Origin of the sequence: Rossellomorea sp. KS-H15a (genome assembly GCF_024195245.1) — a bacterium.
Classification (GTDB): Bacteria; Bacillota; Bacilli; order Bacillales; family Bacillaceae_B; genus Rossellomorea; species Rossellomorea vietnamensis.
The window spans coordinates 3,012,240-3,028,226 of sequence record NZ_CP096886.1 but is presented as its reverse complement, the minus strand read 5'-3'; the positions used below and the strand labels follow the sequence as shown (position 1 = coordinate 3,028,226).

Sequence of the window (15,987 nt, the reverse complement as noted above, 5' to 3'; positions counted from 1 at the left end):
GATTCATAGAACGTAAGGGAATATATGGAAGAGTTTAATTTGAGCGCTTATGGTTTGGGTGTAGCATTCCGTTCATACTATAATAAAGAAAATCATAGAATAGATTATCGTAAAGGGGGGAATAGAATGGACGTGAACGATCTGCTGATGCGTTTCAAGGATAGAACGCCTAAAGTGTTGGGGAGTGAAACATTTTCCGAATATGCTATTCTACTTCCTTTGATTGAAGTGAAAGGTGAGATTCATGTTCTCTTTGAAGTCCGATCATTGAATATGCGGAGACAACCGGGGGAAATCTGCTTTCCGGGTGGTAGAATCGACCGTAGTGACTCTGATGAGAAGGCAGCTGCTATAAGGGAGACGACAGAGGAATTGGGCATACAAGAACATGTCATCTCGGATATTTATCCCCTCGACTATATCGTATCCCCATTTGGGACGATCATCTATCCCTTTGTTGGGAAGCTGAATATACCATTGGACGAGTTGCGACCGAATGCTGCCGAGGTGGAAGAGATTTTCACAACCCCGCTCTCTTACATGCGTGAAAAAGAACCGGAATTGTATAATATCAAATTTAAAATGGAACCGGAGGAGAGCTTCCCATACAATCAAATACCAGGTGGGGAAAACTACGACTGGCAGGCAAGGAACATGAAAGAACATTTCTACTACTACCAAGACAAAGTCATCTGGGGCCTCACCGCCCGCGTACTCCATCACTTTATAAAACTTATTTCATAGTCCGTTTTATTTATTTAAAACAAAAAAAATCAAAAGAAATTCTACATTTACCTGTACGGATTGACATGCGTTTCGTTTTTATACTTTTTTCGATAGAACAATCTGTCGGAGAAAGTATTTTTGTATGTCAATATGTAGCAAATTGAATGGTTTGTAAAAGGTTAGGAGGAGGTAAAGAGAAGTAACAGAAAGACTTAGATAAAGGAGAGGGGAATCATTATGATCATTCGTGCTAAATGTTGGAGGATGTTAAGCGTACAGGAAAAATTATTTATCCTGAAAGCAGTATGTAATAAGCATCTCAAAAAATAGTCCGTGGAAATTATCGCCGATTTGTGCATGCCACATTTTTTGTCATTGGGCCGCTTACACTGGTGGTACGATCAAATCAGGAATGTAAGGTTTGCAAACAGAAGTGCGACATAAGCAATCCAACCCCATGTAATGTAGAAATTACATGGAGGCCGTTGATCCAGCCACCTTCTTATTCTTTTCTGATCATGCTCCCTTGAAGGTGAACATGAAATCCCCAAAAACAATCCCACCAATCCGCGTCTTTTTTTCCTGTCCTTAATCCCGTTTTCACACACTTCCCGGCAAAAGACAATAAAATGTTCCTGGTGTATTTTATTGGTCTTTTGGTAAGATATAAGTGCACATACATATAAGGGGGACAACTAGTGAAAGCGTCACAAAGAGTCATGATAGCTGGTCTATTGATTACTATTCTGTTAAGCGGATGTAATCGAAATGCAGCGGACATGGTCGTTAATGGTAGTGTAAAGATAAATGAAGAAGCTGAAACACTTACATTTTCCGGAGTGTTAACGGATGAAGCGTTAGAACCGGAAACGCCTTTTCGAGCACGTTTTTTCCTGCAGGGTAAAACGATCAAAAATGCGCTGGGAACCGACTTGATCTATACGGATGAAGAGCTGAAGAGCCATAAAGAGGGGGAGGATCCTAAAGAGTATAAAGTAGAAAAAACAGTTGAAATAAAAAAGATTAAAGAGATCGATAAAGTCATAAGCGAGATTAAAGATGAAGATAAAGAATCTGTCACCATCGAAATCGTAAATGATAATGGCCGAATTGATGACAAGGTTCTTCATGATATAGAAAAGGAGTAGGGAGATTCATCCCTCTCCTTTTTTATGTATGCAGCTTATTTAGGATTCACTGGTCTTTTCAATGCATAAAGATCGTCTTCGAGTAGAAGCATTTTATCCATCAATACATCTTTGGAATCCATCACTCCCTTATTATATAAGAAGGGACCGATTTCTTTCATAAAGAAGTCAAACCAATTTTCAGCTCCTAAATCCCCAATTTCATCCCCTGTTTGTTCATAGTGAAAACGTTGGATCCTCCCAATCATCTCATCCTTTTGCTCTTTAGGTATCTTTGTAAACATCATGAGTACCCCTCCAGTTTTTGTTTCTTCCATCGTAACATAAGAGTTCCTATAACGGACATGAAAGAGAGCCATCGTTTCTTCTTCATGAACCTTGGTCAGCTTATAGTATGGTAACCAAAGTAGTAGTTGGAAGAAATCAGCGGTCAGTGTGACGAAACATAAATAAATCATTATGAATGCATTTGTTCAGTAGAAAAAATAGTAAGACACTATGAATTTGTATGATTGTGGTAAACTAATCCGTACATGGCAGGGATTCAGCTGTGAAGTTAAGAGATAAAGGAGAATGAGCATGTGGCAGGAATTTAAGAAGTTTGCCGTAAAAGGGAATGTGATCGATTTAGCAGTGGCGGTCATCATCGGTGCCGCCTTTGGTAAGATTGTGAAATCACTGGTAGACGACATCATCATGCCCCTACTTGGTATTTTGCTTGGAGGAATCAGTTTTACCGAATTAAAGGTTACGGTCGGGGAGGCGGTCATTACATATGGGGTATTCATTCAAAACGTAGTAGATTTTTTTCTCATCGCATTTGTCATATTCGTCATGGTTCGACTGTATAAGAAAATCGAGCGTAAAGAAGAAGTGAAAGCGGAAGTGAAAATCGACCAGAAGGAAGAACTGCTCAGGGAAATACGTGATGTATTAAAGGAATCGCCAAATCGACCATCTTGAAAGTAGATTGGATAAAAATAGAGGGGATTTCCCTACAGTAGCCAATATAGTAAGAGAAGACTGTGAGGGGGACTTTAAATGGAAATGAACTCAATCTACTTGATCAAAGAAAAAAACGGAATGAAAAAAGACTATTCGCTCCTTCTTTCCATGATGGACTATGCAAGATTGACTTCCATTCAGGAAGTGGAAAATTTGCCGGTTGAAGTGCTTGATTACCGTTGTCATGATGAAGCGAATTCCATTGGGATGTTGCTTGCTCATTTTGATGCAGTAGAAAAGATTTATCAGGCATTGACATTCGAACAATTGACGGATGATGAAATTGAAGCATATGCGACGGAATTGGAACCGGCATTAAGTTTAGGCAGCAAGGCAGCCGAAAGGATTAAAGGGAATTCTGTGGAATACTACCTGGAAAACCTTCAACGTACAAGAAAGGCCACAATCGAGCAATTTAAAAAACTGGACGAAGCATGGCTTTATGAAGAAACAGATTGGTGGTACGGGGAAAAAGGGAATAACTTCTTTAAATGGTTTCACGTTTTTGAAGACGAAATCAATCATAGAGGTCAAATAAGAATGATTAAAAAGTTATATGTAAAAGAAAATCAACCTACGACAGTAGAGTAGGTTAGACTATATTTTTTACAATAAGACCCATTCCTTTCTTGAGTTTTGAAGGGGAATCTGTTATAGTAAAGATAATTATTTTTGTTCGATTAATCTACATGATTGAAAAGCATTCGTCTTGAATTTTAATCAGAGCAGGAATATAAATATTTTTACGTGCAACTGCACTAGGAGGTACATGTTTTATGTTACAAGGTAAAGTTAAATGGTTTAACGCTGAAAAAGGTTTCGGTTTCATCGAAGTTGAAGGTCAAGACGATGTTTTTGTTCACTTCTCCGCTATCCAAGGTGAAGGATACAAATCATTAGAAGAAGGTCAAGACGTTACATTTGAAATCGTTGAAGGCGCTCGTGGACCACAAGCGGCAAACGTTCAAAAGTAATTCAATCGTATAATTCCAAGCAGGGTACGTCAGCTGACGTACCCTGCTTTTTTCGCTCTATAGAGAAGTCGATGTGGACAATCAGGTAGAAAGTTCTATAATGAAATAGACTGTATTACATTGTTTATGGAGGATGATCGCGTTGGTGGCTAAAGAAAGTAATATGAAACTGGCACTTGCCGGCTTATTGTTAGGTATACTCATGTCAGCCATGGATAACACCATCGTAGCAACGGCATTGGGATCCATCGTGTCAGATCTGGGTGGACTGGACAAATTTGTATGGGTGACAAGCGCCTACATGGTAGCGGTCATGGCGGGAATGCCGATTTTCGGTAAGCTGTCTGACATGTACGGGAGAAAGAGATTTTACATATTCGGTCTTTCTATTTTTTTGATTGGTTCTGCCCTGTGTGGGATTGCACAGGATATCGTCCAGTTAAGTATATTCCGGGCCATCCAAGGAATTGGTGGTGGAGCTTTGCTTCCAATCGCCTTTACCATTGTGTTTGATTTATTCCCACCTGAAAAACGTGGGAAGATGACAGGGCTCCTTGGTGCAGTATTTGGATCCGCTTCAGTATTCGGTCCCCTGATTGGGGCGTTTTTAACGGATCATTTAAGTTGGCATTGGATCTTCTACGTCAATGTACCAATCGGTCTCTTGTCGCTCTTTTTTATTGCAACCTCGTATAAAGAATCCCCGCAACGATCAGATCAACGGATTGATTGGGGGGGAGCGATAACCCTGGTGATAGCCGTTGTCAGTCTCATGTTTGCACTGGAATTCGGCGGAAAGGAATTTCCTTGGGAGTCGTGGCAAATCATTGGATTGTTTGCATCCTTCCTGCTTTTCTTTATAAGTTTTTTATGGATCGAACGAAAAGCTTCCGAGCCGATTATTTCATTCTGGATGTTTAAAAGTCCATTGTTTGCGTCTGCACAGGCCCTTGCTTTTCTATATGGGGCTGCGTTCATTATCTTGACTATATTGATCCCGATCTTTGTTCAGGCTGTATATGGTGGATCTGCGACGAACGCCGGATTGATTTTGACTCCGTTGATGCTCGGCTCTGTAGCTGGCAGTGCGGTTGCAGGCATCCGGATGACGAAAACAAGTTACCGTAATATCATGTGGGTTTCCATCATTTCGTTTATAACAGGTATGGTATTACTTGCGACGATGGGGCCGGATACGAGCAGGTGGCTGTTGACGCTCTATATGGTCATAAGTGGTTTTGGAGTAGGTTTTTCTTTTTCATTACTGCCTAACGCCACGATCCATAAACTTGATCCGAGGTTTAGAGGGTCTGCGAACTCCACAAACGCCTTTTTCCGTTCACTGGGGATGACCATCGGAATCACAGTCTATGGGACGCTGCAAACAAAGCTTTTTGCCTCTAACCTTGAAGATGCCTTCAAGGGACAGGAAGCAGGAGGGGGCTTCCAGGGGGATCCAAGAAGTATTTTTGAACCTGAAATGCGTGAAAAGATCCCGAATTTTGTTCTTTCTAAAATCACGGATGCTATGTCAGATTCCATCACAACCACTTTTGCCTATGCATTGATACCCCTTGGCATTGCATTAGTATTTGTGTTCCTGATGGGGAAATCAAGACTTGAAGTGACAACCGCTCCTTCTTCTGAGAAAATGAAGGAATAGAAGAAATACCCATTCATCCCTGGTCTTTGAACAGCGAATCAGGTACAAGATCAGGGATTGATACATTGCATTGGAGTGTTTTGATTTTGTGGAAAAATGCTAAGAAATTTTTTATTTTTATAGGAGTATTCCTCGGGATAAGTCTTTTATTGAGTATCATAACCGGTCTGATCATCACCTATATGTACGATGGTACCGGTTATAAAGGTTCTCCCATGATCGGGACCATGATAAATGGAGCTTCAGCTGTCATTGCCGTATTGGTCGCCTATAAACCGTTCAAAAAAAGCGGGGCACATAAAAGGTAGCAATTGCTTCTTAGAACGAAAAATAAACCTTCCCAAATTGGGGAGGTTTTTTAGATTTAATCTAATTTAGGTATCGATACATAAGGAAAGAGACCAGTCATGTGACTGATCTCCCTTTAAGTATCGGATATTGATCCTATGTTAGATTATTTATTTTGTTGGTTTTGTTGTTTAGCAGCTTTTTTAGCTCTTTCAGAAGCGTTTTGTTCTTGAGCAAATTCAGCTTCATTTTTTTGTTGTTGTGGCTTTTTGTTATTATTGTTTGTCATCATGATCACCTCCCTCTACATTAATTTGCCCGGTTTTGAAAAAAAGATACTCGAAATATTATTTTTTACAATTCTCTTCAGACTCCGTTTCCAGTTACTTACTAGTTTAGCTCTTTTAAAAAGAGGGTAACACTAAGTTCATGCCTTTATTATTATTTACATAAGTAAGAGACACAATTGATTGAGGGGGGAAGCAAGTTGAAAAAATTTACACCAATGTTTTGGATCGCGATTTCGATTGGAGTGATCTTTGTTTTATGGGGAGTCCTTTTTCCTCAAATGCTGATCGATGTCATGACAAATACTCAAGGGGTTCTCCTTGATAAATTCGGCTGGTTTTATCAATTTTCAGCCACATTCTTTTTTATCATTGCCATCTTCTTTGCCCTGAGTAAATATGGAAAGATTCGCTTGGGGAAAGACACGGACAGACCTGAATACTCTACATTGACCTGGTTTGCCATGCTGTTCAGTGCAGGAATGGGAATCGGCCTGCTTTTTTACGGGGTGTCTGAACCAGTTTCACATTATGCCACTCCACCGTTTGGAAAAGGAGGGACCATTGAATCAGCCAAGGTCGGGTTACGGTATACATATCTTCACTGGGGATTCCATGCCTGGGCCATATATGCCGTGGTGGCACTGGCACTGGCCTATTATAAGTTCAGGAAGGGAATGCCTGGGCTGATGAGCGCCACGCTCTATCCGGTCATCGGTGATAGAGCGAAAGGTCCGATCGGTTACATCGTGGATATTATCGCTGTATTTGCCACCATTTTTGGAGTGGCCATTTCACTTGGAATAGGAGCCCAACAAATCAATAGTGGCCTCCACTACCTCATGGATGTACCGATTAATTTCAGCATCCAGCTGATCATCATGGGGATTGCTACGGTCCTTTACATTACATCTGCTTCTACTGGCTTATCTAAAGGAATTAAATATTTGAGTAATGCCAATATGGTTCTCGCGGTTTTGTTATTCATTTTATTCCTTATCGTAGGACCTTCACAATTTGTTCTGGAATTATTTTTGACAACGTTTGGAAGCTATGTTCAGAACCTGCCGAGTATGGGATTGCGTTTTTCACCATTTAATGTGGAAAATAACCAGTGGGTGAAGGACTGGACGATTTTTTATTGGGCATGGTGGATCTCATGGACACCTTTTGTGGGAACATTCATTGCCAGGGTGTCAAAAGGAAGGACTGTCCGTGAATTCATCATTGCGGTCATCATCGTTCCTACCATTGTTTGCTCGCTATGGTTTGGGGTTTTCGGAGGAACGGGATTGTACTATGATCTTGTCCAGGGAGTGGATGTAGCGGGTCAAAGTTTGGAAACGGCATTATTTTATGTGTTCGATCAGATGCCTTTGAGTGGGGTTTTATCGATCATTTCCCTATTCCTGATCATTACTTTCTTTGTTACCTCTGCCGATTCTGCCACTTTCGTATTGGGCATGCAAACATCCAATGGCAGTCTGAATCCTCCATTCTTTGTGAAATTCAGCTGGGGAATCATCTTGGCGGCGATCGCTGCCATTATAATGGGAACCGGAGGCATCAGTGGACTTCAGGCAGCCACGATCATCACCGCGCTGCCCCTCGGGATCATCCTCCTCGTCATGACATATGGCTTGCTCATTTCTTTTCAGAAAGAGACCAGGTTGAAGAATAAAAGGGAAACAGATAGGCATTAAATAATTAGGTATTCACCCCCCTGTCATCTTGACAGGGGGGTGAATGTGTAATGGATGTAAATATTTCCATTCGGGTCTCCGAAAGCATCATTCATTTGGTAAAATAGAGATACCAAATGGAGAGTGGGGATTGTTCATGAAACAAATCATTGCAATGGGTGGTGGAGGTTTCTCAATGGAACCTGATAACCTGTTATTGGATCAGTACATCATAAATCAGTCAAATGCATCCAGGCCAAAGGTATGTTTCCTTCCTACGGCAAGCGGAGATGCAGAAGGGTATATTGAACGCTTTTACAAAGCCTTTTCATCCCTGACAAGTGAACCTTCTCATCTATCTTTATTCAAGCCCTCCACCAGGGACTTAGAAGGTTTCCTGCTTGAAAAAGATATTATTTATGTTGGAGGGGGAAATACGAAGAGTATGCTTGCCTTATGGAAAGAGTGGGGAATTGACGTGATACTGAGGAAGGCTTGGGAGTCAGGAACCATTCTGGCTGGATTGAGTGCAGGATCGATTTGCTGGTTCGAAGAAGGAACCACCGATTCATACGGAGATGGTCTAGATACCATAGAGGGATTAGGCTTGATAGCAGGCAGTCACTCCCCTCATTATGACGGAGAAGAAAACCGTCGTCCCCTCTATCATTCTTTTATTGAGAGAGGAGAATTGAAACCGGGCTATGCCGCTGATGATGGAGCGGCTTTACATTTCATTGATCTAGGACTTGCCAAAGCAGTGAGTTCAAGACCAAACGCGACGGCTTACCGGGTTGAGAAAAAAGATGGTATGATTCAAGAGTTCAAAATCGCGACCAAATATTTGGGAAATCCTATGTAATTTTCAAGAACCGGGCATACTCCGGCGTCCCTTCACATAGGGATAGTGATGAGTCTTTTTCCAGGGAGGAGAATCATCATGAAAGAGGATAAGCGCAACATGGCCGGAGATTTGGTTAAGAACACATCAAAGCAGGCAAGTGAACTTCTGAATAAAACAGCCGATACAGCAAATGGGATTGTCAAGAGTGTGAGCGGAGAAGGTGGATTGGTGGGGAAAGTGTCGGATACATCGGCAGACTTCGTGAAAAACGTAAGCAGCACCGGAAATAAAATGGTCGGCAAAACCGTTGATACAGCAAGTAAAGCCATACAAGGTGCATCCAATAAACTATTTAAAAAGAAATAAGACTTTGAAAGAAGCAATCTTCTGTGAGGTTGCTTCTTTTTGTATAGTGAACTGATACAGTCAGGTGATTTCTTTGAAATAGAGGAGCCTATAAGTCCTCATTGGATGATATTCAAAGCGTTGTAAAAAAGGTATATCCTCCTGCAAAAAAACAACCGGGCGATAGCCCGGTTGTCTCCAGTGTTCACTCCTGTATGGAAGATCTTCTCAGTTTAATGAACTTCACTAAATTCAATACAATCGTTTTTGATACTGCGTAGGTAGGTACGGCTAAGATCATACCGAGTATTCCCGCTAAATTACCTGCAACGAGTAATAAAATGATGATCGTGGCAGGGTGGGTATCCAATCGCTTGCCCAGGATAAGGGGGGAAAGAAGATTTCCCTCAATTTGCTGAGCAATCGTGACCACCACTACGACAAGTATCGCCTTCGTCGGTGAATCAAACAAGGCCACGATGATGGCTGGTGCTGCACCGATGAACGGGCCGATAAATGGGATGATATTCGTGACGGCCCCGATCAGTGCCATCACGAGTGCATAAGGCAACCCGATGATCAAGTAACCGATAAAGGTAAGCGTCCCTACGAATGAAGCGACTGTCAATTGACCCTGAATGTAAGCGGCAAGTGTTTCACTCGTATCCTTTAATGTGTTGATTCCTTCCTCGCGGTACGCAGGAGGCAAAAATTTTGAAATGGCCTTCGGGAATTTATGACCGTCCTTGAACATGAAGAACAGAAGAAAAGGTACGGTAACAATGAGAATGGTGATGCTTGTCAACACACTGAGTAATCCCTTCAAGGCAGTGGTGATATTATCAGGCAGTGTATTGGCGAAATCCACCAGCTGATTCTCAATATCTTTCAGTGACACATAATCCTGATTCATCATCCATTTAAACTGCTCTGTTTCAGACAAATATTCAATGAAGTTCCTCGTTTGCTTTGCATACTCCGGCAGGGCATTGAATAACGCAGTCACCTGACGGGTAATAATAGGTGCGATATTCCCAATGATCAACACCAATGCCCCGATGATCGCAGCGTAAAGAACGATGATCGCAATCGTCCGTGGCAGCCTTGCTTTCACCAGAAGATTGACTAATGGATTCAATAAAAAATAAAGAAATCCTGAAATGATGATCGGGAAAAATAAGGTAGATGCAAATACGACAATCGGTTCAAATAGAAAAGAAATCTTAGTTGAAACATAAATGATGGTAAGAATGATAAGAATTTGTAAGCTCCACGAATAAACTTTTTTCCTGGTCAACCTGTTCACCTCTGCTACGACTAGTTTATCTGATTAAGTATATCAAAAATAGGAGGAGAACCCCTACTAATATCTGAGGTAATCCAAAATTATTTTTGAGAAGAAGTATTTGAAACATATGGACCATCCTGGCACTGCAAGTGAAAATGCATAATGATACCATCTTTGGGGAGCATAGTAAAAAATGATTCTGACTGAAGGTGCGAATATGAGTTCCTTTTACAAAAAGAATAGAAGAAAGCCGAAACAGCTCCTTTCAGAAAAAAATGAAGTAATCATTGAACCACTCACCTTGGACGAGAAAGTGTCTTATTTTAAGGAAGGTCTTTTTCATACGGATGATCTGAAAATAAGAAACGTAACGTTTAATGCAAAAAGAATGACCATCCTTTTTTTAGACTCTGTCATTGATAATAGAAGCTTACAGACATACATCATCCAGCCCCTCTTAGAGAAAGAGGCCGGAACGATCCAAGATACGGTAAACAGTAATAGTGTGAATGAAACACTTCACTTAGAAGAGGCACTTAGTGTAATGGTAGATGGGCACTGTATCATTTTACAAGAAGATAGTGAATGGGTTACTTTCATAAGTATGCCAAAGATTCCTTCTAACCGAAATGAGCCCATTAATGAAAAGGTAATCAGGGGATCTCATCAGGGGTTCAGTGAAAACATTTCAGAAAATATCCATCTGATCCGTGAAAGAATCTCCAGTCCAAAGCTGACCGTGAAATACTCGAGTGTAGGGGAGACGACAAAAACGAAGTATTCTCTTGTTTATTTATCCGATCTGACAGATATGGATATAGTGAAGACCATAGAGGACCGGATCAGCTATATTGACACCGATTCGATACAATCACCAGGGTATTTTGAGGAATTCCTCGAAGATAATTCGTTTTCCCCATTCCCACAGTTTTTGAATACGGAACGTCCTGACCGTGTTGCGGGAAATCTGATGGAGGGGAGGGTGGCCTTGGTGATGGAAGGAAGTCCGACTGTGCTGATTTTCCCTGTAAACTTCTTCAGCTTTTTTCAAACGTCGGAGGATTATAATAATCGCGCCTTTATTGGGTCCTTTATTCGTTTCATCAGGTTGATCAGCTTTATTGCGACCCTTTGTTTACCGGCATTTTATATCGCCGTGATTTCTTATAATTATGAGATCATCCCTGTGGAAATCATTTTTTCGATAAAAAGCTCGCTTGAATATGTGCCTTTTCCACCATTGATTGAGGCGGCAATCATGCAGCTTACCCTGGAATTGCTGCGGGAAGCAGCGATACGGCTTCCCAATCCGATTGCGCAAACCATCGGGGTTGTGGGTGGTCTCGTCATTGGGACAGCTGTTGTAGAAGCCAATCTGGTTTCGAATACGATGGTCATTGTCGTAGCGATCACAGCGATTTCTTCTTTTGTCATTCCTTCCAATGAGCTGAGCACATCTGTTAGGGTCCTTGGGTTCCCGCTTATGATTGCTGCAGCGTTATTCGGTGTTCTTGGAATTGTCATCGGTCTGATGCTGCTCTTGATCCACATGTCCAATCTGAAGTCGATGGGCCATCATTATTTATACCCGGTAGCCCCTTTTGATGTTAAGGGACTGAAAGATACGTTTATTCGGCTTCCTGTATGGCTGATGAAAAAGCGGCCGAAGGATTTAAGAACAGTATACAGATGGAAAACGTCGGATTCCCGGGGATGGGAAAAAAATGAAGATACAGACTAACCTTACTTCCATTCAGCTAATTTTCTTTATTATTCAGACTCAGATCGGAGTAGGGGTTCTCGGTCTTCCATTCAGTGTATTTTCAGTTTCGAAGTCAGATGCATGGATATCTGTATTGCTTGCCGGCTTCATTGTTCAGATCCTTATCGTTCTCTTCTGGATATTGGGGAGGAGATTTCCAAAGAAATCCCTTTTTCAGTATTCCCGTCAACTTTTGGGTAAACTGGCAGGTTCTATGGTCAATATTTCTTTTATCATATACGGGGTTCTGGTCACGGCATTGATATTGATGTATTCGACCGCCATCATCAAGACGTGGGTGCTTCCCCTTACGCCCAAATGGATTGTCATGTTTCTATTGATTTTTACTGCAATCTACTTGGGAAAGGAAAAGGTTGCTGCGATCAGCGATGTATATGTAGTGGTATCGAGTCTCATCTTTTTTCTTCTCCTGATTTCTGTAGTGGTACTGGTCACTTATCCCATTGAATGGAGATACTTATTGCCAATCGGGCAATCCGGTGGTATTCAGATATTAAAGGGAGCAAAAGAAGCATACTTCTCCATGTTAGGGTTTGAATTGCTGCTCTTTCTGTTTCCATATTTTCAACACACTGGTGAACGTTCTGTCCTGTATTCAGCATCGATTGCGAACCTCTTTGTGACAATGACATATACATTTCTCACCATCGTCAGCCTGATTACCTTCAGCCCAGAAGAAATAGTCATTGTCCCTCAACCGGTTCTTTACTTTGTAAAATCCCTTTATTTACAGATTGTTGAGAGGATTGACTTAGTTTTCATGTCTCTTTGGGTCGTCAATGTCATCACTTCCCTGACAAGTTATCTTTTTTTATCAACGGAAGGGAGTATACATACGTTCCGGTGGTTTAAACGGAAACGGTACATCTATACTTTGTTATTTGGTATGGTGGCATTTATCATAGCATTAATTCCAGGTAAAGAAGGAGAAATGGAAATCTATAATAAAATGGTGATCAATCTTTCGTATCTCTATATATTGGTGATCCCTGTTATATTATTAAGCATTTCATATCTTTTCAAGAAAGCAGAAAGAGGGGGAGACGCATGAAAAAACGATTGCTCATCATCAGCATACTTCTTGTTGTTCTCCCTTCCTTAACTGGTTGTTGGGATCAGCGGCTGCTTAAAAATGGAAGGCTTGTTTTTTCATCTTCTTTTGATCTCCTGGATGATGAAACCATCAGAGCCACTGCCATCATCCGGGATTTCAAGAATGGAACTCCTATGAATACAATAGTCCAAGGCGAAGGGAAGACCATTCGTGAAACACGGATGGCAATGGACAGAAAGATATCCGGGGCATTTGAGCCGTCTAAAAACCGGATATTTTTATTGGGAGAAGAATTAGCCACAGAGGATATCTATAAGTTTTTGGATATTTTTTACCGGGATCCTAACAGTTCGATTTCTTCAAAGCTTGCCGTGGTAGAGGGGAATGGAGGAGACATCCTTTCTAAATTGAGCGAAAAGAACGTTCTAATATCAGAGTTTTTAATTGAATTACTTACGAGTGCTGAATCTTCCACGGGAGTTCCGAAACAAAATTTACAAACGGTCTGCACACTCATGTTTGATGAAGGAAAGGATTTTGCCCTGCCTCTCTTAAAATTAAAAGATGGTGAGGTCATATTAGCAGGTACGGGTATTTTCCATAAGCATTCATTATCCGGTACTTTAACGTTCAAGGAATCCTCATTATTCCTGATCATGGATAACAAAAAGGCAAAACTTGCCCGTTTTGTATCCAAAATAGAAAAGGATAAACCTTTGAATGTGGATAATTATATCACGTATAATGTAACAGCATCCAAGTCAAAGCTCAAAATCATTTCAGATGCCCCGGATAACATCCAGGTGGGGATAGACGTAGCTATGGAAGTATCAATCGTTGAATTTCCCCAGGATAAATTAACGGATAAGAAAAAATTAAAAAAACTCAATGATGAGATTTCAAAAAAACTGACAGAAGATGCAGAAGGGATGATTGAGAAGATTCAACTGGCAAACTCGGATTTATTCGGGGTCGGGAGGCAGCTGATGGCGTTCCACCCCAAAACTTGGGAAAAAGTAAATTGGGATGAAGCTTACCCTGAGATTACGATCGTACCGACAATCAAAGTCGATATTATAGGACACGGGATTATAAACTAATGGTCCAGTACATTTAAAGTACTGGACCATGTATCATGATCAAGAGACCATCTTTAAGCCGATGATGCTTCCAACAATACAGCAGATGAAAAACAGCCTTTTCATATCCCTGGTTTCATTGAAAAACATCATCCCCATGAGCACAGCACCTGCCGAGCCGATGCCGGTCCAGATCCCATAGCCTGTGCTGACGGGAATATCCAGCAGGGATAGAGACAACAGGTAAAAACTCATGGCTCCCGCTGTGAAACTGATCAAGGAAGGCACGAATCTTTTATATCCTTCTGAAAGCTTCATGAACGTTACCATGATCACTTCGGAGAAACCTGCAAAGATGAGAATTACCCAAGCCATCAGTAGCCACCCCCAGTATCTGTTTCTTCTTTATCACTCATCTTTAGTCCAATGACTCCAAAAATGAGTAAAGTAATGAAAGCGATCTTCAATATGCTTATCCCATCATTCAAAAAGAACATACCAACCACAGCCGTTCCTGCTGCGCCTATACCAGTGAAGACGGCATATGCTGTCCCGATTGGGAGGAGTCTCATTGATTGAGAAAAAAAGTAAAAACTCACTAAAATGAGGAATGCCGTAATGACACTTGGCACCGGTTTTGTAAACCCTTCTGAAAGGGATAATCCCGTTGCCCAGCCAATTTCCAGGATTCCCCCAATAATCACATATAGCCAGCCCATGTTGCTACTCTCCTTTACGGCTTGATATTCCAAGTGCATAGACTTTCCAAGCCGATTCGATTCGTTGTTGAAAGATTTCATCCGTGTAATAGTGATGCTCCAGAAAAACACCGTCAACCAGACATAAAAAAGACGCTACAAATTCATCCTCAGTGACCTCTTGAAACATTCCCTGGTTCACGCCTTCCTTGTAGACCGAAACTAAGATGGATGTGGTAACCTTTTCCAAATGAATGAATTGTTCCTGTATTAAATCCTTAAACTGTTCAGGAGGGAAGAATGTCACCCTTTTCCACAGTAAAGCTTCTTTCGTTGTCATAAGACGTTGACAAAACAAATCAAAAAGCACCCTGACATTCTTGAGTGGTTCTTGATGATTCATGGCGACCTCCGTTTTTCTGTACGCGGTCACCTCTGACACAATCAAGTCCTCTAATACGTCAATAAAGAGATCCTCTTTACTGCGGAAGTGATTATATATAGAAGGTTTTTTAATTCCAACCTCCTTTGCGATTTCTGCCAAAGATGTATCTTCATAGCCCTTTTGTCCAAATAGATCCAAAGCCACACTTTTTATCAGCTGCTTATTATCATTCACGATGATCCCTCTCTCTGAAACTAACTAACGGTCGTTAGTTTAATTATAATATCGATTACAGCAAAATGCAAGAATTGAAAATGATCACTCTTAAAGAATACATGCGAATGATCCGCCTATCCCATACATATAATCTTCTGTTGATTTTAATCGGGGGAAAGGGGATTCGCATGAAAGTCTTATGGTGGAAAGCGGCCATTCTTAGTTTATTGGTTATAACGCTGGTATGTTTACTGTTTTTGAAAATAGTGGTTAGTACGAAGGATGACTGGGTAGTAATCGAAGAGAAGTACTTTCCCTTAAGGGATGGACATGATCCGTTAGGAATCAAGTCGGGGGGGAAACCAGATACTTCTCAACTTGTTTCCGCATGTGCCATGAAATTTGATAATGGTCATACGTATTCAGTGGACTGCGATGAATACCTTGATTACAACATTGGGGAGAAGGTCAGAATAGTGTCCATTGATAAAAATGAGGTAAAACTAAGAAGGAAGTAAGTGT

The 15,987-nt window shown here is 41.1% G+C and carries 20 protein-coding genes; 14 read left to right on the top strand and 6 right to left on the bottom strand.

The window, feature by feature from the left end:
- The first annotated feature begins 126 nt into the window (after window positions 1-126).
- Both M1J35_RS15420 and M1J35_RS15415 read left to right on the top strand, forming a co-directional pair.
- Window positions 127-744 (top strand): NUDIX hydrolase, encoded by a 618-nt coding sequence (locus M1J35_RS15420; RefSeq protein ID WP_254651661.1) that lies wholly within the window; start codon window positions 127-129, stop codon window positions 742-744.
- Between the two features lie 680 nt (window positions 745-1,424).
- Window positions 1,425-1,874 carry a hypothetical protein gene (locus M1J35_RS15415; RefSeq protein ID WP_254651660.1) on the top strand — a complete coding sequence of 150 codons (450 nt, stop codon included), beginning with the start codon at window positions 1,425-1,427 and terminating at the stop codon, window positions 1,872-1,874.
- Between the two features lie 35 nt (window positions 1,875-1,909).
- On the opposite strand, the gene M1J35_RS15410 is transcribed toward M1J35_RS15415, so the two are convergent.
- A complete protein-coding gene (locus M1J35_RS15410; RefSeq protein WP_254651659.1) occupies window positions 1,910-2,332 on the bottom strand; it encodes a DUF2164 domain-containing protein in 423 nt (140 codons plus the stop codon).
- Window positions 2,333-2,453: 121 nt separating this feature from the next.
- Here M1J35_RS15410 and mscL point away from each other — a divergent pair, with 121 nt between their 5' ends.
- The 5 genes from mscL to M1J35_RS15385 all read left to right on the top strand — a co-directional run bounded on the left by mscL (window position 2,454) and on the right by M1J35_RS15385 (window position 5,824).
- On the top strand, window positions 2,454-2,837 hold the full coding sequence (mscL, locus tag M1J35_RS15405; RefSeq protein WP_034758792.1) for a large-conductance mechanosensitive channel protein MscL: 384 nt from the start codon (window positions 2,454-2,456) through the stop codon (window positions 2,835-2,837).
- Window positions 2,838-2,915: 78 nt separating this feature from the next.
- Entirely contained in the window at window positions 2,916-3,470 is a 555-nt protein-coding gene (locus M1J35_RS15400; RefSeq protein ID WP_371928680.1) for a DinB family protein, read from the top strand.
- Window positions 3,471-3,655: 185 nt separating this feature from the next.
- Window positions 3,656-3,853: a cold-shock protein CspD gene (gene cspD / locus M1J35_RS15395; RefSeq protein WP_032088076.1), complete on the top strand. Its 198-nt coding sequence runs from the start codon at window positions 3,656-3,658 to the stop codon at window positions 3,851-3,853.
- Between the two features lie 142 nt (window positions 3,854-3,995).
- Window positions 3,996-5,516 (top strand): MDR family MFS transporter, encoded by a 1,521-nt coding sequence (locus tag M1J35_RS15390; protein WP_279727004.1) that lies wholly within the window; start codon window positions 3,996-3,998, stop codon window positions 5,514-5,516.
- 149 nt (window positions 5,517-5,665) lie between these two features.
- Window positions 5,666-5,824: a hypothetical protein gene (locus tag M1J35_RS15385; protein WP_224519775.1), complete on the top strand. Its 159-nt coding sequence runs from the start codon at window positions 5,666-5,668 to the stop codon at window positions 5,822-5,824.
- A gap of 146 nt (window positions 5,825-5,970) precedes the next feature.
- Here M1J35_RS15385 and M1J35_RS22710 read toward each other — a convergent pair whose 3' ends face one another.
- Window positions 5,971-6,096, bottom strand: a complete 126-nt coding sequence (locus M1J35_RS22710) for a hypothetical protein (RefSeq protein WP_256503881.1) — start codon at window positions 6,094-6,096, stop codon at window positions 5,971-5,973.
- Window positions 6,097-6,291: 195 nt separating this feature from the next.
- On the opposite strand from M1J35_RS22710, the gene M1J35_RS15380 reads away from it, so the two are divergent.
- The 3 genes from M1J35_RS15380 (at window position 6,292) to M1J35_RS15370 (ending at window position 8,983) form a co-directional block, all read left to right on the top strand.
- Entirely contained in the window at window positions 6,292-7,794 is a 1,503-nt protein-coding gene (locus tag M1J35_RS15380) for a glycine betaine uptake BCCT transporter (protein WP_371928679.1), read from the top strand.
- Window positions 7,795-7,930: 136 nt separating this feature from the next.
- On the top strand, window positions 7,931-8,635 hold the full coding sequence (locus M1J35_RS15375) for a Type 1 glutamine amidotransferase-like domain-containing protein (protein WP_224519776.1): 705 nt from the start codon (window positions 7,931-7,933) through the stop codon (window positions 8,633-8,635).
- 78 nt (window positions 8,636-8,713) lie between these two features.
- Window positions 8,714-8,983, top strand: coding sequence for a hypothetical protein (locus M1J35_RS15370; protein ID WP_254651658.1), 270 nt, complete (start codon window positions 8,714-8,716; stop codon window positions 8,981-8,983).
- A 184-nt stretch (window positions 8,984-9,167) separates the two neighbouring features.
- Here the strand turns inward: M1J35_RS15370 and M1J35_RS15365 are convergent, their stop codons facing one another.
- The gene (locus tag M1J35_RS15365; RefSeq protein WP_034758806.1) at window positions 9,168-10,259 is read right to left on the bottom strand and encodes an AI-2E family transporter; all 1,092 of its coding nucleotides are present in this window, start codon (window positions 10,257-10,259) and stop codon (window positions 9,168-9,170) included.
- A 184-nt stretch (window positions 10,260-10,443) separates the two neighbouring features.
- On the opposite strand from M1J35_RS15365, the gene M1J35_RS15360 reads away from it, so the two are divergent.
- Genes M1J35_RS15360 through M1J35_RS15350 form a run of 3 tightly spaced genes read left to right on the top strand, consistent with a single transcriptional unit; the run spans window position 10,444 to window position 14,187 of the window.
- A complete protein-coding gene (locus M1J35_RS15360; protein ID WP_254651657.1) occupies window positions 10,444-11,991 on the top strand; it encodes a spore germination protein in 1,548 nt (515 codons plus the stop codon).
- A complete protein-coding gene (locus M1J35_RS15355) occupies window positions 11,975-13,084 on the top strand; it encodes a GerAB/ArcD/ProY family transporter (protein WP_254651656.1) in 1,110 nt (369 codons plus the stop codon). Before M1J35_RS15360 ends, M1J35_RS15355 begins: the two co-directional genes overlap by 17 nt.
- Window positions 13,081-14,187 carry a Ger(x)C family spore germination protein gene (locus tag M1J35_RS15350; RefSeq protein ID WP_254651655.1) on the top strand — a complete coding sequence of 369 codons (1,107 nt, stop codon included), beginning with the start codon at window positions 13,081-13,083 and terminating at the stop codon, window positions 14,185-14,187. The genes M1J35_RS15355 and M1J35_RS15350 overlap by 4 nt, the downstream gene beginning before the upstream one ends.
- Window positions 14,188-14,226: 39 nt before the next feature.
- On the opposite strand, the gene M1J35_RS15345 is transcribed toward M1J35_RS15350, so the two are convergent.
- The 3 genes from M1J35_RS15345 to M1J35_RS15335 are packed head-to-tail and all read right to left on the bottom strand — an operon-like array spanning window position 14,227 to window position 15,483.
- Complete coding sequence (locus tag M1J35_RS15345; RefSeq protein WP_254651654.1) at window positions 14,227-14,541, bottom strand: DMT family transporter; 315 nt, start codon at window positions 14,539-14,541, stop codon at window positions 14,227-14,229.
- A complete protein-coding gene (locus tag M1J35_RS15340) occupies window positions 14,541-14,885 on the bottom strand; it encodes a DMT family transporter (protein WP_254651653.1) in 345 nt (114 codons plus the stop codon). Before M1J35_RS15340 ends, M1J35_RS15345 begins: the two co-directional genes overlap by 1 nt.
- A gap of 4 nt (window positions 14,886-14,889) precedes the next feature.
- Window positions 14,890-15,483: a TetR/AcrR family transcriptional regulator gene (locus tag M1J35_RS15335; RefSeq protein ID WP_254651652.1), complete on the bottom strand. Its 594-nt coding sequence runs from the start codon at window positions 15,481-15,483 to the stop codon at window positions 14,890-14,892.
- A gap of 65 nt (window positions 15,484-15,548) precedes the next feature.
- On the opposite strand from M1J35_RS15335, the gene M1J35_RS15330 reads away from it, so the two are divergent.
- Window positions 15,549-15,983, top strand: coding sequence for a hypothetical protein (locus M1J35_RS15330; protein ID WP_254651651.1), 435 nt, complete (start codon window positions 15,549-15,551; stop codon window positions 15,981-15,983).
- The last annotated feature ends 4 nt before the right edge of the window (window positions 15,984-15,987 follow it).

Excerpts from the sequence above, each read along its gene's own strand:
- M1J35_RS15375 (WP_224519776.1), top strand. The coding sequence starts at position 7,931 with ATGAAACAAATCATTGCAATGGGTGGTGGAGGTTTCTCAATGGAACCT.
- cspD (WP_032088076.1), top strand. The coding sequence starts at position 3,656 with ATGTTACAAGGTAAAGTTAAATGGTTTAACGCTGAAAAAGGTTTCGGT.
- M1J35_RS15355 (WP_254651656.1), top strand. The coding sequence starts at position 11,975 with ATGAAGATACAGACTAACCTTACTTCCATTCAGCTAATTTTCTTTATT.
- M1J35_RS15400 (WP_371928680.1), top strand. The coding sequence starts at position 2,916 with ATGGAAATGAACTCAATCTACTTGATCAAAGAAAAAAACGGAATGAAA.
- M1J35_RS15420 (WP_254651661.1), top strand. The coding sequence starts at position 127 with ATGGACGTGAACGATCTGCTGATGCGTTTCAAGGATAGAACGCCTAAA.
- M1J35_RS15410 (WP_254651659.1), bottom strand. The coding sequence starts at position 2,332 with ATGATTTATTTATGTTTCGTCACACTGACCGCTGATTTCTTCCAACTA.
- M1J35_RS22710 (WP_256503881.1), bottom strand. The coding sequence starts at position 6,096 with ATGATGACAAACAATAATAACAAAAAGCCACAACAACAAAAAAATGAA.
- M1J35_RS15330 (WP_254651651.1), top strand. The coding sequence starts at position 15,549 with ATGCAAGAATTGAAAATGATCACTCTTAAAGAATACATGCGAATGATC.
- M1J35_RS15370 (WP_254651658.1), top strand. The coding sequence starts at position 8,714 with ATGAAAGAGGATAAGCGCAACATGGCCGGAGATTTGGTTAAGAACACA.
- M1J35_RS15350 (WP_254651655.1), top strand. The coding sequence starts at position 13,081 with ATGAAAAAACGATTGCTCATCATCAGCATACTTCTTGTTGTTCTCCCT.
- M1J35_RS15340 (WP_254651653.1), bottom strand. The coding sequence starts at position 14,885 with ATGGGCTGGCTATATGTGATTATTGGGGGAATCCTGGAAATTGGCTGG.
- M1J35_RS15345 (WP_254651654.1), bottom strand. The coding sequence starts at position 14,541 with ATGGCTTGGGTAATTCTCATCTTTGCAGGTTTCTCCGAAGTGATCATG.
- mscL (WP_034758792.1), top strand. The coding sequence starts at position 2,454 with ATGTGGCAGGAATTTAAGAAGTTTGCCGTAAAAGGGAATGTGATCGAT.
- M1J35_RS15360 (WP_254651657.1), top strand. The coding sequence starts at position 10,444 with ATGATTCTGACTGAAGGTGCGAATATGAGTTCCTTTTACAAAAAGAAT.